Below are 15,021 nucleotides of genomic sequence, written 5' to 3'. Positions count from 1 at the left end.
TGGATGGCTTCGGTTTTTAACTTGCCGCTTGAAGCTTGCGGCTTGAAGCTGGCCGATTCACCTCCCTAAATAGACCTCAATAACACGCTCATCGGCCTGCACCTGTTCCAGCGACCCTTCGGCCAGCACGCTGCCCTGGTGCAACACGGTGACGTGGTCGGCAATCGAGCCGACGAAGCCCATGTCGTGTTCCACCACCATCAGCGAATGCTTGCCGGCAAGGCTTTTGAACAACTCGGCGGTGAACTCGGTTTCGGCGTCGGTCATGCCCGCCACCGGCTCATCGAGCAGCAACAATTGCGGGTCTTGCATGAGCAACATGCCGATTTCCAGAAACTGCTTCTGACCGTGGGACAACAACCCTGCCGGGCGATTGACCGACGCGCTCAGGCGAATGGTTTCCAGCACCTCGGTGATGCGATCTTTCTGCTCACCGCTTAAACGGGCCCGCAGGCTGGCCCACACAGACTTGTCGGTTTTCTGCGCCAGCTCCAGGTTTTCAAAAACGCTCAACGCTTCGAACACCGTCGGTTTCTGAAACTTGCGACCGATGCCGGCCTGGGCGATTTGCACCTCGCTCATCTGCGTCAGGTCCAAGGTTTCACCGAACCAGGCCTTGCCGTGACTGGGGCGCGTCTTGCCGGTGATCACATCCATCAGGGTGGTCTTGCCGGCGCCATTGGGGCCGATGATGCAGCGCAACTCGCCGACGCCGATGTACAGGTTCAGATTGTTCAGCGCGCGAAAGCCATCGAAGCTCACGCTGATGTCTTCCAGAGTCAGGATCGTTCCATGGCGCGTATCCAGGCCAGGACCGACACTGCGCCCGAGACCGATGACGTCGCGGCTGCTTCCGGCGTCCCGGTTGGGTTCCAGCGGCGGAAAAAACGCCGGTTCGAGCATGAATTCAGCGGTCGCAGTCACTCTCATTGTTCACCCCTTTTTTTCAGCAGACCGATCACGCCTTTGGGCAGGTACAAGGTCACGATGATGAACAGCGCCCCGAGGAAAAACAGCCAGTACTCCGGGAACGCCACGGTGAACCAGCTCTTCATCCCGTTGACCACACCGGCGCCAAGCAGCGGACCGATCAGCGTGCCGCGGCCGCCCAGTGCGACCCAGACCGCGGCTTCAATCGAGTTGGTCGGCGACATTTCACTCGGGTTGATGATCCCGACTTGCGGCACATACAGCGCGCCGGCCAAGCCGCACAACACCGCGCTCAACACCCAGACAAACAGCTTGAACCCGCGTGGGTCGTAGCCGCAGAACATCAGGCGGTTTTCGGCATCGCGCAGCGCCGTCAACACCCGGCCAAACTTGCTCTGTGCCAGTCGCCAGCCGATGAACAGGCTCGCCACTAGCAACGCCACCGTGGCGAAAAACAATACGGCGCGGGTGCCCGGTTCAGTGATGCCGAAACCGAGGATGGTGCGGAAATTGGTGAAGCCGTTGTTGCCGCCGAAGCCGGTTTCGTTGCGAAAAAACAAGAGCATTCCAGCGAAGGTCAGGGCCTGGGTCATGATCGAGAAATACACGCCCTTGATCCGCGAGCGGAACGCGAAGAAACCGAACACCAATGCCAGCAAGCCCGGCGCCAACACCACCAGGCACATGGACCAGAGAAAGCTGCTGGTGCCGGTCCAGTACCACGGCAATTCGGTCCACGACAGGAACGTCATGAACGCCGGCAAGTCATCGCCCGAGGCTTGGCGCATCAGGTACATGCCCATCGCGTAGCCGCCGAGGGCGAAGAACAGGCCGTGACCGAGCGACAACAGGCCGGCGTAACCCCAGACCAGATCCAGCGCCAGGGCGACGATGGCGTAGCAAAGGATTTTGCCCACCAGCGTCAACGTGTAGGCCGAGACGTGAAACACGCTGATGGGCGATAACAACGACATCAGCGGCAACGCCAACAGCAAGACAAGAATCACCGTGCCGACAGCGATAGTGACTTTCGGGCCGGCCTTTTGTGTGGCCGTGAGCAACAGGGGCTGGTTCATCAGTCGATCACCCGTCCTTTCAATGCGAAGAGGCCTTGCGGACGCTTCTGGATAAACAGAATGATCAGCGCGAGGATCAGGATCTTGCCCAGCACCGCACCAATCTGCGGCTCAAGAATTTTATTGGCGATGCCCAGGCCGAAGGCCGCGAGGACGCTGCCGGCCAACTGCCCGACGCCGCCGAGCACCACCACCAGGAACGAGTCGATGATGTAGCTCTGGCCGAGGTCCGGGCCGACGTTGCCGATCTGGCTCAGCGCCACACCACCAAGGCCGGCAATGCCCGAGCCGAGGCCAAAGGCGAGCATGTCGACGCGCCCGGTCGGCACACCGCAGCACGCGGCCATGTTGCGGTTCTGGGTGACGGCGCGCACGTTCAGGCCCAGTCGCGTCTTGTTCAGCAGCAGCCAGGTCAACACCACCACAAACAGGGCGAAGGCGATGATCACGATGCGGTTGTAAGGCAACACAAGGTTGGGCAGCACTTGAATCCCGCCGGACAGCCAGGCCGGATTCGCGACCTCGACGTTCTGCGCGCCGAACACCAATCGGACAAGCTGAATCAGCATCAGGCTGATGCCCCAGGTCGCCAGCAGGGTTTCGAGCGGACGGCCGTAGAGGTGACGAATCACCGTGCGTTCCAGCGCCATGCCGATGGCGGCGGTGACGAAAAACGCCACCGGCAAGGCGATCAGCGGATAGAACTCGATGGCTTGCGGAGCGAAGCGCTGAAACATCAACTGCACCACATACGTCGAGTACGCGCCGAGCATCAGCATCTCGCCGTGGGCCATATTGATCACGCCGAGCAGGCCGAAGGTGATCGCCAGGCCCAATGCAGCGAGCAGCAAAATCGAACCCAACGACATGCCGCTGAACGCTTGTCCGAGCAGCTCGCCGATCAGCAGTTTGCGTTTGACTTGCGCGAGGCTGGTTTCGGCCGCCGTGCGCACAGTGGCGTCGGCTTCGACACCCGGTTCGAGCAAGCTATCGAGGCGGGTGCGCGCCAGCGGGTCACCGGTTTCGCCGAGCAGGCGCACGGCGGCGAGGCGCACGGCCGGATCGGTATCCACCAGTTGCAAGTTGGCCAGGACCAGACTCAGGGCGGCGTGGACGGTTGGATCTTTTTCGCCGGCCAATTGCCGGTCGAGGAATGTCAGTTGCGCCGGTTTGGCGCTTTTCTGCAATTGCTGCGCAGCGGCCAGACGGATTTTGGCGTCGGCGGCGAGCAACTGGTGACTGGCCAGCGCGGTGTCGATCAGACCCCGCAGGCGATTGTTCAGGCGCAAGGTTTTGGCTTGGCCATCGACGGTCAATTCACCTTGTTGCAGGGAATTGATCAATTCGATGCGGGCCGGCTCGGGCTGCGCGGCCCAGGCTTCCAGCAGTTTGGCTTGCTGCACGGGATTGGCGGCGACGAAGTCTTCGGCGTCGCTGGCGTGGGTGGCCATCGGCACTAACAGCGCAAGGGCCAAAATGAAGCGATAAAGGGCAGTGGGCATAAAGAGTCGCCTTGCTCGGACTGTGTGGGAGCTGGCTTGCCTGCGATGCAAGCAACTCGGTGAAGCTGATGCACCGAGGTGATGCCATCGCAGGCAAGCCAGCTCCCACAGGGAGTTGTGTCGGACCCGAGCTCCATGCTCGGGTCCCAGTGGCTTAGTTGCTCTTCACCGCATAATCCGGCTTCTTGTCGTTGCCCGAGATGAACGGGCTCCACGGCTGGGCGCGGATCGGACCTTCGGTCTGCCAGACCACGTTGAACTGACCGTCGGCCTGGATCTCTCCGATCATTACCGGCTTGTGCAGGTGGTGGTTGGTCTTGTCCATGGTCAGCGTGTAACCGGACGGCGCGGCAAACGTCTGGCCAGCCAAAGCTTCGCGGACTTTGTCGACATCGGTGGACTTGGCTTTCTCAGCCGCTTGCGCCCACATGTGGATGCCCACGTAGGTGGCTTCCATCGGGTCGTTGGTCACCGCCTTATCGGCGCCCGGCAGGTTGTGTTTCTTGGCGTAGGCTTTCCAGTCGGCGACGAATTTCTTGTTCGCCGGGTTATCGACCGACTCAAAGTAGTTCCACGCCGCCAGGTTGCCGACCAGGGGCTTGGTGTCGATGCCGCGCAGTTCTTCTTCGCCGACCGAGAAGGCCACGACCGGAACGTCGGTGGCTTTCAAACCCTGGTTAGCCAGTTCTTTATAGAACGGCACGTTGGAGTCGCCGTTGACCGTGGAGATGACCGCTGTCTTGCCACCCGCCGAGAATTTTTTGATGTTGGCCACGATGGTTTGATAGTCGCTGTGACCGAACGGGGTGTAGACCTCTTCGATGTCCTTGTCCGCTACACCTTTGGAGTGCAGGAACGAGCGCAAAATCTTGTTGGTGGTGCGCGGGTAGACGTAGTCGGTGCCCAACAGGAAGTAACGCTTGGCGCTGCCGCCTTCTTCGCTCATCAGGTATTCCACGGCCGGGATTGCCTGCTGGTTCGGCGCGGCGCCGGTGTAGAACACGTTAGGCGACATCTCTTCGCCTTCGTATTGCACCGGGTAGAACAGCAGGCCGTTGAGCTCTTCGAACACTGGCAACACCGATTTACGCGACACGGACGTCCAGCAGCCGAAGACCACGGCGACCTTGTCCTGAGTCAGCAACTGACGACCCTTTTCCGCGAACAACGGCCAGTTCGATGCAGGGTCCACGACCACCGGTTCGAGCATCTTGCCGTTCACGCCGCCCTTGGCGTTGATCTCGTCGATGGTCATCAACGCCATGTCTTTGAGCGAGGTTTCGGAGATCGCCATGGTCCCGGACAACGAATGCAAAATACCGACCTTGATGGTCTCGGCTGCCTGGACAGTCCAGGTCAAGCCCATCGCGGCAATGCTTGCCGAGAGTGTGAATGCCTTGATCAAGCTACGACGCTTCATTGTGCGATCTCCATGAACGTTAGAATTTTTTCTTGGTTGGCAGATGCGGACTACTGAAGGGTGTTTTGCAAGGGCTGTGCCTAGTCGGGTGCAGGCAAGGAAACGTCGTATTAGAGCGGCTGCGCGCGCATGCGGTGCACCAGGAAGGGACGTGCATGAGGCATTGGTGCGGTGGCCTGCGCCAGAACAGGGCGCAGGAATATCAGTCAGCATCAACCCTTGTGCCACCGTCTTCGCGAGCAAGCTCGCTCCCACATTTGAATTGTGTCGGGTGCGGGATCCGTGGACGACGATAAACCCCTGTGGGAGTGAGCCTGCTCGCGATCGCGGAGTATCAGGCGCAGAGATGTCGAGTGTGCTGCCGCCATCGCGAGCAGGCTCACTCCCACATTTTTTTGCGGTGTATTCAGGTGGGGACGACGTTGTCCACTGCACGGTTCACGGCCAGCTCGGCGAGCATGATGATCTGCTGGATCGCCAGCGCCTTATGGCGTTGCGGGCCGATCAGGTCGCTGGCGAAATCGCTGGCCATCACGCTGGCGGAGGCCAGGGACTCATAGGCATGGACCAGCAGGCTTTCGGTGTCGTTGTCGGGGGCGATCATGAACATGGTGCTGGGGCGGCGGGGTTTTTCCGCGTAGCGGGTCGCGGGATCGAGGTAATAGTCGAGGGCGCGGTTGATGGTTTCGCGGTCTCGGAGCAGGTTGTCGTCGTGTGATGTTTCGGGTTCGGGCGTGGTGGTGTCGATGGGTGGATCTGGAACTATTTTTTTGCACATTTGGGGTTATCTCAATTGGGGCCACCACCTATCGTTCTCACACGATAGAAGGGTGGCAGCTATGTGCGGAGTGAGAAACCGGTAACCCCGAACCCGGCCGGACCGAAGTCCGCCCGCACACAGCCGCCATTGAGCATTGCAGGCAGCGGATAAGCCGACGGCAATTATGGTGGTACTGATGTTGGATTAACAGGGGCTGCCGGGTTCTCACACCCGATCACTGATGTGCAGTGACAGCCCCAGACTAGACAGCCCACGTCCGACGAACAACCTGAAAAAGTCGTGGGAAACGTCCGGTCTTTTTGCATTCAAATAAACACACATAAACAACCCCAGAATCACCACCCCCCTGTAGGAGTGAGCCTGCTCGCGATAGCGGTACATCAGGCAAAGTAATTCTGAATGTGCTGACGGGATCAGCGCCGCCGCATCAGGCCAATGAAAAACAGCCCACCGATGGCTGCAGTGGCGACGCCGATGGGCAGGTCTTCGGGGGCGATCAGGGTGCGGGCGGCGACGTCGACCCAGACGAGGAAAATGCTGCCGATCAACACGCACACCGGCAGCAAGCGCCGATGCTCCGCCCCGACCAACCGCCGCGCAATGTGCGGCACCATCAGCCCGACAAAGCCGATGGACCCGCTGATCGACACCAGCACGCCGGTCATCAATGAAGCAATCAAAAACACCCGCAGCCGCACGGTGCGAGCATTCAGCCCGAGGGTGACGGCGGTCTGTTCACCGGCCATCAACGCATTCAACGGCCGGGCCATGCCGAGCAACAACACAAGCCCGAGCAATACGCTGACGGCGGGCACGGCGAGCAGTTCCCAGCGCGCCAATCCAAGTCCACCAAGCATCCAGAACATCACCGCCGAACTCGCCCTGTGATCGCCGAGAAACAGCAGCAGGTTGGCGATCGCCATCATCACGAAGGACACCGCCACGCCGCACAGCAGCAGCCGATCACTGTCCAGCCGACCGTTGCGGTTGGCGATTATCAGCACGATCAGCATGCTCGCCAACGCGCCGATAAACGCCGCAATCGGCAAGGTCAGCAGGCCAACGATTTCACCGACATGCAGCACCACGATCACCGCGCCGAGGGTCGCACCGGAAGTGACCCCGAGCAGGTGCGGATCGGCCAGGGGATTACGCGTCACCGCCTGCAGCACCGCGCCGATCAGCGCCAGCCCGGCGCCCACCAGCGCACCGAGCAACATGCGCGGTACGCGGATCAGCCACACGATGTGCTCTTGCCCGGCGGTCCAGTTCACCTCACCGACGCCGAGCACTTTTTGCAGCAGGATCCGCCACACCACATCCACCGGCACCCGCGCCGGACCGAAGCCCAGCGAGACCACGCACGACACCAGTAACAGCGCGCCGAGGACTATCAACAACAAGGCGTAGCGACGATTGATCATTCGCCGTGGAATCCCTTGGCCAGGGTTTCAACCGCCAGCACGTTGTCGATGCCCGGCGTGGCCTGCACATAGGGAATCACGATGAAGCGCTGGTTCTTGATGGCGTCCACCGATTGCAGCGCCTTGTTGTTCAGCAGGAATTGCTCCTTCTGTTCAGCGGTGACTTCGCCGTAGTCGACGATCACGATCACCTGCGGGTTGCGCTCGACCACGTTCTCCCAATTGACCCGGGTCCAGCTCGACTCGACGTCATCCAGAATATTGCGACCTCCCGCCGCATCGATCAGGGCTTGCGGCATGCCGAGGCGGCCGGAGGTCATGGCGCGATCTTCGCCGCTGTCGTAAAGAAAGACGCGGGGCTTGTCCGCTGGCAGGTCCTTGCGTACCTCGTCGACTTGCGCCTGCATTTGCGCGATCAAGGCGTTGGCGCGGTCCTGCACGTCGAAGATCTTGCCGAGGTTGCGCAGGTCGTTGTAGGTGTCTTCCAGCGTGGCGGCCGGGCGCTTCATCACGAAGGCACAGGACTCGGTCAACTCATAGACGTTGATGCCCAGCGGCTGCAAGGTCTGTGGCGTGAGGTCGCCGCCCACGCGCATGCCGTAATCCCATCCGGCGAAGAAGAAATCGACGTTGGCATCGAGCAGGGTTTCCACCGACGGGTACTTCGCCGCGAGCTCCGGCAAACCGTCGAGGATGGTCTGCATCTCGGGCGTCACCGATTTCCAGCCCGTCACGCCGCTGTAGCCGGCCATGCTCGGTTTGAGGCCGAGGGCGAGCATCATCTGGGTCATGTTGATGTCGTGGCTGAGCGCGTGTTTCGGCGCGTGTTTGAAGGTCACTTCGCGGTTGCAGCTGTGGATCGTCAGCGGGTATTTCGTGGCCTCGGCAAATGCCTGGGCACTGCCCAGCAACAGGGCGAGGCAAAGCAGGGAACGCAAACTCATGGTTGGGTTATCCAGGTGATTCGTGGGTAGCCGTGCAAGGGGTGTTCATCGATCAGCGCTTGTACGCCGAAGACGTCGCGCAACAGCGGGGCGGTCAGCACTTCCCTGGGCGTGCCGCTGACGACGATGCGACCGTGATTGATGACGTAGAGTCGATCACAGAAAGCGGCGGCAAGATTGAGGTCGTGGATGCTGGCCAGGGTGCCGATCTTCAAGCGTTTGACCCGTTGCAACAGTTCGATCTGAAAGCGCGGATCGAGGTGATTGGTGGGCTCGTCGAGGATCAGTAGTTGCGGTTGCTGGGCCAGGGCGCGAGCGAGGATCACCCGTTGCTTTTCACCGCCGGAGAGGGTGGAAAAGGCGTGATCATCGAAGCCTTGGAGGCCGACGGATTCCAGCGCCTGGGTCACCAGATGGCGGTCTTCGAGGGTGTCACCATCGAACAGACCTTTGTGCGGCGTGCGGCCCATGGCGACCACGTCGAAGACGCTCAGGCCGAAGGCGTCGGGGAACTCCTGCAAGACCACGGCGATGCGTTGTGCACACCAGCGTGAGGATTGCTTCCAGACGTTCTGATGATCGAGCAGGACCGCGCCGCTCTCGGGTTTGCTGAAGCGATAAGCGCAACGAAGCAGGCTGGTCTTGCCGCTGCCGTTGGGGCCGATCAACCCGACGAACTCCCCGGCGGCCACGTGCAACGAGGCATCACGCAGCTGGAACTGGTGATGACAGTGACCATGACCCAGAGGTGTCCAGGCGAGGTTCGTGAGGTTCAGCGAGGTCATGCGTTTGCTCTGGGATATTGGGTGATGGCTGATGCCGGTTTGGGGATCGTTCCCACGCTCCCGCGTGGGAATGCCTCAATGGACGCTCGGCGTCCGCTTTGGGACGCAGAGCGTCCCGGGCTGCATTCCCACGCAGAGCGTGGGAACGATCATGACCGTGAGATAAGCGCGGAAAGTCTACAGGCCTCTCTAATCCGCGCATCTCGCTGGTTTCACGATGAAGATGAGGCCGATTCAGTTTGCCGGGTGAAGCGCGACAACAGCACGCGATCCAATACCCAGACCACCACCAAAGAGGCACCCACCAGCGGAAATATCACCGCCAATGCAAACATGATCACCATGGCGGTTTTCCATTTTGGCAGGTCGTGGCGCAGCGGAGGCACTCCGAATTTCCCCTGTGGCCGACGCTTCCACCAGATCACCACACCGCTGACCGCACTGAGCAAAATCATCAGGCAGATCAGCAGCACGATGATCTGGTTGAACACACCGAACATCTTGCCTTCGTGCAACATCACTCCGGTTTCCGTGGCGCGGGCGACGCTGCCGTAATGTTCCCAGCGCACATCGGCGAGGACATTGCCGGTGTACTGATCGACATGCAGCGTGGCGTCGTTGCGTGGGTCGTCGGCGAACACCGCAATGGTGAACACGCCGGTTGCCGTGGTCGGCAATGTGATGCTGTAGCCGGGCTCGACCTTGCGTTGCACGGCGATGTCCTGCACGTCTTGCAGGCTGATGGTCGGTGCCGCAGGACCGGCTGGCGCAGCGCCGTGGGCCATGTGTTCGGCGTGGTCGCCGGACATCGGCATCGGCGTGTTTTCCATGGCCCAGGGCACGGTCTGGCGCGTGGCGGTATTCAGGCTGCGGGCCTCGACATCGGACTTGGGCATGTCATTCCACATCGCGTCCGGGAACACGTTCCACACGCCAGCGTATTGCTTGCCCCAGAACCCGGTCCAGGTCATGCCGCTGAGCAGCATTACCAGCAAAAACGCGGCGCCCCAGAACCCGGTGACGGCATGCAGATCGCGCCACAGCATGCGACCGCGACGGCTCAATCGTGGCCACAAAATGCCGGCGGCTTGCCCGCGCGGCCACCACAGGAACACCCCGGAAACCACCAGCACCACGGCCCAGCCAGCGGCCAGTTCGACCAGTCGATCACCGACCGTACCGATCATCAATTCGCCGTGAATCGCCCGTGCAACGGCTTGCAGGTTTTTCTTCGCATCTTGTTCGCCGAGGATGTCGCCGTGGTACGGATCGACGAACACATTGAGTTCGCTGCCGTCATTGAGCACGACAAATTGCGCGCTGCGCTCGGCGTTGACCGGCGGCAGGTACTGTTTGATCGTGGCCTGTGGATAGGCCTCTTTGACCCGCTTGAGCAACTCGTCGGCCGAGACGCTGTGATGCCCGGCAGGAACGTTCATCAAGCTGCTGTACATCAGTGGATCGAGTTGCGGCTTGAACAGGTAAATGACACCGGTCAGGGCCAGCATCACCATGAATGGCGCGACGAACAGACCGGCATAGAAATGCCAGCGCCAGGCCAGGTTGTAGAAATTCACTTTGGGCTGTTTCATCGGTTGTGCTCCGCTTGGCGAATCAGTCGTTTGGTAAAAGATCGCAGCCTCGTTTCACTCGACAGCTCCTACAGGGTGTACGTGTTCGAATGGGGGCGGTGGCGTCGGCGGCGATCTTTTGACTTTTGTTGTTAGAAGCTCATGTCCACCTTGGTCCAGAGCGTTCGCCCCGGTTCCTTGATGGCCTGCGGGTCATTGGCCGGGTAGCCAAAACCGGCATTGCCGGCCAGGTTCAAGTGCTCGGCGTAGGCCTTGCCGAAGAGGTTGTCGACGCCCGTGCTGACCCTCCAGTTCTTGTCGATCCGGTACGCACCGTTGAGCGAGAACACGCCGAATCCCGGGGTTTTGTCGAAGTCCTTGCCCACCACGTTGCCCTTGTTCTGGTCGATGCGGTTTTGTGCCGCGACCACGCGCCACAAGGCCCCGGCGCTCCAGTTGTCTTCGCTGTAGGTCAGGCCGAAACGTGCATCCAGCGGCGGCATTTGCGGCAACGGGTTGCCGTCGCTGCTGTTCTTGCCCCAGGCGTAGGCCAGCGTTGCGTCAGTCTTCCAGTTGGAGGTCAGTTGGTAAGCCGCGCCGAGTTCACCGCCCATGATTCGAGCGTTGATGCTTTCGGCTTGCGAGGTGGTGCCCATTGGCGTCGGGGTGTAGTTGAACAGGATGTAATCGCGTACTTGCCCGACGTAGCCCGAGGCCCAGGCTTCGAGGTCTGCAGTCTTGTATTGCAGGCCGAAGTCGAGCTGGGTGGTCTTTTCCGGCTTGATCGAATCGAAGGCATTCACCGATCCTGCTGGGCCGGATTTGGGTGAAAACAGCTCCCAGTAATCCGGGAAACGTTGGGTGTGACCGAGGCCTGCGTACAGCGTGGTGGGGCTGTCGGCCAGGTCGTGTTCATAACGCACGAAACCGCTTGGCAGCGTGTCGGCGCGGGTTTCGTCGGCAGTCGGGTTGGGGCGGGTCATCATCCCCGAGCCCGTGGTCTGCCGATAATCCTTGGCTGAGGCGCGGTCCAGGCGCGCGCCGCCGATCAGTCGATCACGCTCGGCGGCATACCAAGTCAGTTCGCTGAATACGCCGTAGTTATGGAAATCGGCATCCTCGGTGTAGGGCAGGTCCTTGTAGACGTCGATGCCCATGGCGCTGCGTTGACGATGCTCGCTGGTCTGCGCGTCGAGGCCGCTGATCAACTGCACATCGGCCCAGCGCCAGGTGGCCTTGATCCGCGCGCCGAGGGTGCGGCGGTCGACGTTGGACGCCATCGGGCCGCTCATCATCCCGGTGCCGGACGGCGTGCGCAGGGTGTAGTTGTCCATCACATGGTCGGCGTAGTTGTAGTAGATCTGCGCTTCGACCTTGTCCAGCACGTCACCGATGTTCGACTTCTCGAAGCGCAATCCGAGGCTCTCGCGCTTGAATTGCGAGCCGTCCATACCGCGCCCGGCGTAACGCGCTTCGCCGTCACCCTTGCCGGCGGTCAGTTCCAGCAGGGTGTCGGCGTCGGGCGTCCAGCCGAGCGCGACATCACCGTTCCACTTCTCATAGCGTGACGGCACGGTGTCGTTGTTGCCGTCCCTGTAGTCGTCGGCGTGCGCGGTGTTGCCGATCACGCGCACGTAACCGAGCGGCCCGCCGGCAGCGGCGTCCACCAGTTTGTCAAAGCGGCCGTTGGAACCAGCCAATACGCTGGCGTTCACCCGGGTGCCGAGTTCACCGAAGCTTTCCGGTTCCCGGTCGAAGAGGATGGTCCCGGCTGATGCGCCAGGTCCCCAGAGCACGGTTTGCGGGCCCTTGATGACGGTGAGTTTGTCGTAGGTTTCCGGGGAGATGTAGGAGGTCGGCGCGTCCATCCGGCCAGGGCAGGCCCCGAGCAACTGGCCGCCATTGGTGAGGATGTTCAGTCGTGAGCCGAACATGCCGCGCAGCACCGGATCGCCGTTGGTGCCGCCGTTGCGCACCAGGGCAAAGCCGGGGATGGTTTTCAGGTAGTCGCCACCGTCGCTGGCCGGCACCGGTTGGCGCGGGTCCTTGGGGTTGGTGACGATGGTCAGTGGCGAACTCGGCGCAATGGCGGTGATCACCGTCGGGCTCAGTTCTTCACTGTGGCTCGCGTGTTCATCGGCCTGCACCATCGGCGTCAGCAGGGCACCGCAAAGGAAGGCGGTGGCGTGCCTGAAACGAATACTCGATTCGTTCGGGGCAAAAGAAGCTTGGGCAGGGCTCAAGCGTGTGTCAGCAGAAAACCTGGACATGACAATTTCCATCGAACAGTCGTAAACGACACGGCCGGCAGCCTGAAGCTGTCTTCGAAACCGTGTGCAATCAGTGGTGGGTGTTTACGCGACGATCGGCGGGGCGCGGGTGCGAGCGCCGGGGAAGAAGGTTTGCCGGGCGTGGCCCAGGCGAGGGGAAGGTGTGGTGAAGGTGGAGGCTGATGGCGTATCGAATGCAACGAAGGACTGGCCACCGGTCAGCGCCGGGCAATTGAACAGCAGGCTGCAATAGCCACATTTTTCCCAGAGCGCGTGATGCGTGGCGGTGGGAGGGCAGTGCTCGGCGGCGGGTTGCGCGCCATGGTCGGCGTGTTCCATCGCCGACATGTCCATGCTCATGCTCATGTCCATCGACATGCTCATGGTCATCGAGGACGCGCGTTGATCCATCGGCATCGACTGGGAAATCAGCGGGCCGATAAAGATCATCAACATGGCGAACAGGCTGATCCAGCTGCCGCGCGTCAATCCCGGAGACTGACGACGGTGTGTGGATCGCCTGGCGCTAGACGGGCGCATGGCGTTTTCTGCTCAGTCGATTACTGGGCGTGAGCGTGCATCTGCATCTCTTCTGGCGGCTTTTTCTGCACCGCGACGTCGACCGTCACGTCCCCGGCTTTTTCGAAATGCATCGTCAGCGGGAACCGCTTGCCATCGCTCAGCAGGCTGCGATCTTTGAGGTTCACCAGCATCACGTGATAGGCCATCGGCGCAAACATGACGGTGCCACCGGCAGGAATGTCGACGCTTGGCACCTGCTGCATTTTCATCAGGTCGTTTTGCATGACGTGCTCATGCAGCTGGGCTTCGCCTGCAATCGGCGAATCGACGCTCAGCAGGCGGTCAGCCGTTTTGCCTTTGTTGTCGATCACGAAGTACGCCGCTACGGTCGGGGCATTGGGTGGCAATTCTTGCGACCACGGGTGCGCGATCTGCAATTCCCCCGCTGTGTATTCATGGGCATTGGCAAAGCAGGCAGGCAGCAGCAACGCGGTCAGAACGATGAGTTTGTTCAACATGGCAGTTCTCCAGAACGATTCAAAACGCAGGTCAATTGCGAGACGAAATCACCCTAGAGGGGAAGCGCGGGGGTTGAGGCTCGGCCATTGCTGGCGCGGGGTCGGTGTGTCGAGCGAGGCGGCGGGCAGGCTTCGATTGGCCTCGAAACGCGTGTAATACAGCTGTGGCACGTGCCCCGGCAACGCCACTAACGGCGCAGAACCTGAACAACACCAGCAATGCTGCATGTTGGAATGATCGTCGTTTTGCGGCGCTTTCTGTTCGATGTCGCCAAGGGAAATCGCCACCATCTTGGTGCCGCTGGACGTACAGAAACTGCCCCACAACAATTGCTCGGCGGGTGATTTCGCCGACTGCGCCATGGCTCCTGTCATCGGCATGGCGAGCATGTTGAACAGCACTGCGAAGCAGGCGATCCAGGCAATTGCAAGCCGTTGTCGGGACATGGAAGACAATCCGTTGGGTGGGAGATCAGGCGCGGCTATTTAGCCTGATCAGGGCCGATAAGTAAAAAAGCGGCGTGCGGTGTGGTGTCGCAGTGAAACCGCTGTTTCTAAGCCATCAGTGCGCACGTACAGCATGTACTTCCATATCTACTCCAAGCGTAGCGCGAATTACTGCGAATATCGCAGCCAGGTTATCCATGCTTGGGTTGCCTTTGGCGGACAGCATTCGATGGAGACTTTTGCTAGGTTTTGCTGTTTCTTTCGCCAGTTCTTCGAAACCTACGGTGGCGTTGACCAAGTCGCGCAAAATGATCCTGGCCATTTCAGGTTCACCATTAAGAAACAGAGTAGCAGCCTCATCCAACAATGCCTGAGCGAACTCGGGGTCACGCTGGGCACGCTCGGCGATGGTGTGTTTGTAGCTTCGGGTGAGCGCCATGACTTTATCTCCGGGTTCGTTCAGCTTTTTTACGGGCTCGATATTCAGCTATCAGTGTTTTTGAGTGTTTGATGTCGGCCTTTTGGGTGGACTTATCGCCTCCCCCAAAAAGGATTATCAGGCGTCTGCCCTCTTGAACGAGATAGATTCTGTAGCCTGGGCCCCAATTTATTCGGTATTCACCGAGACCTTCAAACCATTTAATGTTGGACGTATTGCCCCGCTCCAGACGGACTAGCGCAGTAGACACCTTAAATGCTGCTTGCACATTTAAGGTGGAAAACCAGCGTCCAAAAGGGCTTGTTTCGTTTTCCTGCAAGTATTCTTCGAGTGTGATCACAGGCGGCCCTGAAGGTAACAAATAGGTTACTGTTCATGCAAGCCGATGATCC

At 60.4% G+C, this 15,021-nt stretch carries 15 protein-coding genes; all 15 read right to left on the bottom strand.

What is annotated here, in order from left to right; translation table 11 throughout:
* Positions 1-57: 57 nt before the first annotated feature.
* Complete coding sequence (urtD, locus tag BLQ41_RS01800) at positions 58-930, bottom strand: urea ABC transporter ATP-binding protein UrtD (RefSeq protein ID WP_090176128.1); 873 nt, start codon at positions 928-930, stop codon at positions 58-60.
* Positions 927-2,006 (bottom strand): urea ABC transporter permease subunit UrtC, encoded by a 1,080-nt coding sequence (gene urtC, locus BLQ41_RS01795; protein ID WP_090176125.1) that lies wholly within the window; start codon positions 2,004-2,006, stop codon positions 927-929. The genes urtD and urtC overlap by 4 nt, the downstream gene beginning before the upstream one ends.
* Positions 2,006-3,508 carry an urea ABC transporter permease subunit UrtB gene (gene urtB / locus BLQ41_RS01790; protein WP_090176123.1) on the bottom strand — a complete coding sequence of 501 codons (1,503 nt, stop codon included), beginning with the start codon at positions 3,506-3,508 and terminating at the stop codon, positions 2,006-2,008. The genes urtC and urtB overlap by 1 nt, the downstream gene beginning before the upstream one ends.
* 154 nt (positions 3,509-3,662) lie before the next feature.
* Positions 3,663-4,928, bottom strand: a complete 1,266-nt coding sequence (gene urtA, locus BLQ41_RS01785) for an urea ABC transporter substrate-binding protein (RefSeq protein WP_090176121.1) — start codon at positions 4,926-4,928, stop codon at positions 3,663-3,665.
* A gap of 406 nt (positions 4,929-5,334) precedes the next feature.
* Complete coding sequence (locus tag BLQ41_RS01780) at positions 5,335-5,706, bottom strand: DUF6124 family protein (protein ID WP_090176118.1); 372 nt, start codon at positions 5,704-5,706, stop codon at positions 5,335-5,337.
* 416 nt (positions 5,707-6,122) lie between these two features.
* Positions 6,123-7,133 carry a FecCD family ABC transporter permease gene (locus tag BLQ41_RS01775; protein WP_090176115.1) on the bottom strand — a complete coding sequence of 337 codons (1,011 nt, stop codon included), beginning with the start codon at positions 7,131-7,133 and terminating at the stop codon, positions 6,123-6,125.
* Positions 7,130-8,077, bottom strand: a complete 948-nt coding sequence (locus BLQ41_RS01770; protein WP_090176112.1) for an ABC transporter substrate-binding protein — start codon at positions 8,075-8,077, stop codon at positions 7,130-7,132. Before BLQ41_RS01770 ends, BLQ41_RS01775 begins: the two co-directional genes overlap by 4 nt.
* Positions 8,074-8,862 (bottom strand): ABC transporter ATP-binding protein, encoded by a 789-nt coding sequence (locus BLQ41_RS01765; RefSeq protein WP_090176110.1) that lies wholly within the window; start codon positions 8,860-8,862, stop codon positions 8,074-8,076. The genes BLQ41_RS01770 and BLQ41_RS01765 overlap by 4 nt, the downstream gene beginning before the upstream one ends.
* Positions 8,863-9,074: 212 nt before the next feature.
* Entirely contained in the window at positions 9,075-10,454 is a 1,380-nt protein-coding gene (locus tag BLQ41_RS01760) for a PepSY-associated TM helix domain-containing protein (RefSeq protein WP_090176107.1), read from the bottom strand.
* 131 nt (positions 10,455-10,585) lie between these two features.
* Entirely contained in the window at positions 10,586-12,703 is a 2,118-nt protein-coding gene (locus BLQ41_RS01755; protein ID WP_090176105.1) for a TonB-dependent copper receptor, read from the bottom strand.
* A gap of 84 nt (positions 12,704-12,787) precedes the next feature.
* The gene (locus tag BLQ41_RS01750) at positions 12,788-13,243 is read right to left on the bottom strand and encodes a DUF2946 domain-containing protein (RefSeq protein WP_090176102.1); all 456 of its coding nucleotides are present in this window, start codon (positions 13,241-13,243) and stop codon (positions 12,788-12,790) included.
* Positions 13,244-13,263: 20 nt separating this feature from the next.
* Entirely contained in the window at positions 13,264-13,743 is a 480-nt protein-coding gene (locus BLQ41_RS01745) for a copper chaperone PCu(A)C (protein WP_090176100.1), read from the bottom strand.
* Positions 13,744-13,791: 48 nt separating this feature from the next.
* Positions 13,792-14,190 carry a DUF2946 domain-containing protein gene (locus BLQ41_RS01740; protein WP_090176098.1) on the bottom strand — a complete coding sequence of 133 codons (399 nt, stop codon included), beginning with the start codon at positions 14,188-14,190 and terminating at the stop codon, positions 13,792-13,794.
* Positions 14,191-14,305: 115 nt separating this feature from the next.
* Positions 14,306-14,629, bottom strand: a complete 324-nt coding sequence (locus tag BLQ41_RS01735) for a helix-turn-helix domain-containing transcriptional regulator (RefSeq protein WP_090176095.1) — start codon at positions 14,627-14,629, stop codon at positions 14,306-14,308.
* Between the two features lie 4 nt (positions 14,630-14,633).
* A complete protein-coding gene (locus BLQ41_RS01730) occupies positions 14,634-14,969 on the bottom strand; it encodes a type II toxin-antitoxin system RelE/ParE family toxin (RefSeq protein ID WP_090176093.1) in 336 nt (111 codons plus the stop codon).
* Positions 14,970-15,021: the final 52 nt, after the last annotated feature.

Source organism: Pseudomonas arsenicoxydans, from assembly GCF_900103875.1.
GTDB lineage: Bacteria > Pseudomonadota > Gammaproteobacteria > Pseudomonadales > Pseudomonadaceae > Aquipseudomonas > Aquipseudomonas arsenicoxydans.
The sequence above is the reverse complement of the archived record's forward strand: the minus strand, read 5'-3'. Positions and strand labels throughout refer to the sequence as shown.

Excerpts from the sequence above, each read along its gene's own strand:
- BLQ41_RS01755 (WP_090176105.1), bottom strand. The coding sequence starts at position 12,703 with ATGTCCAGGTTTTCTGCTGACACACGCTTGAGCCCTGCCCAAGCTTCT.
- urtB (WP_090176123.1), bottom strand. The coding sequence starts at position 3,508 with ATGCCCACTGCCCTTTATCGCTTCATTTTGGCCCTTGCGCTGTTAGTG.
- BLQ41_RS01745 (WP_090176100.1), bottom strand. The coding sequence starts at position 13,743 with ATGTTGAACAAACTCATCGTTCTGACCGCGTTGCTGCTGCCTGCCTGC.
- BLQ41_RS01740 (WP_090176098.1), bottom strand. The coding sequence starts at position 14,190 with ATGTCCCGACAACGGCTTGCAATTGCCTGGATCGCCTGCTTCGCAGTG.
- BLQ41_RS01770 (WP_090176112.1), bottom strand. The coding sequence starts at position 8,077 with ATGAGTTTGCGTTCCCTGCTTTGCCTCGCCCTGTTGCTGGGCAGTGCC.
- BLQ41_RS01765 (WP_090176110.1), bottom strand. The coding sequence starts at position 8,862 with ATGACCTCGCTGAACCTCACGAACCTCGCCTGGACACCTCTGGGTCAT.
- BLQ41_RS01735 (WP_090176095.1), bottom strand. The coding sequence starts at position 14,629 with ATGGCGCTCACCCGAAGCTACAAACACACCATCGCCGAGCGTGCCCAG.
- BLQ41_RS01760 (WP_090176107.1), bottom strand. The coding sequence starts at position 10,454 with ATGAAACAGCCCAAAGTGAATTTCTACAACCTGGCCTGGCGCTGGCAT.
- BLQ41_RS01775 (WP_090176115.1), bottom strand. The coding sequence starts at position 7,133 with ATGATCAATCGTCGCTACGCCTTGTTGTTGATAGTCCTCGGCGCGCTG.
- BLQ41_RS01780 (WP_090176118.1), bottom strand. The coding sequence starts at position 5,706 with ATGTGCAAAAAAATAGTTCCAGATCCACCCATCGACACCACCACGCCC.
- urtA (WP_090176121.1), bottom strand. The coding sequence starts at position 4,928 with ATGAAGCGTCGTAGCTTGATCAAGGCATTCACACTCTCGGCAAGCATT.
- urtC (WP_090176125.1), bottom strand. The coding sequence starts at position 2,006 with ATGAACCAGCCCCTGTTGCTCACGGCCACACAAAAGGCCGGCCCGAAA.
- BLQ41_RS01750 (WP_090176102.1), bottom strand. The coding sequence starts at position 13,243 with ATGCGCCCGTCTAGCGCCAGGCGATCCACACACCGTCGTCAGTCTCCG.
- urtD (WP_090176128.1), bottom strand. The coding sequence starts at position 930 with ATGAGAGTGACTGCGACCGCTGAATTCATGCTCGAACCGGCGTTTTTT.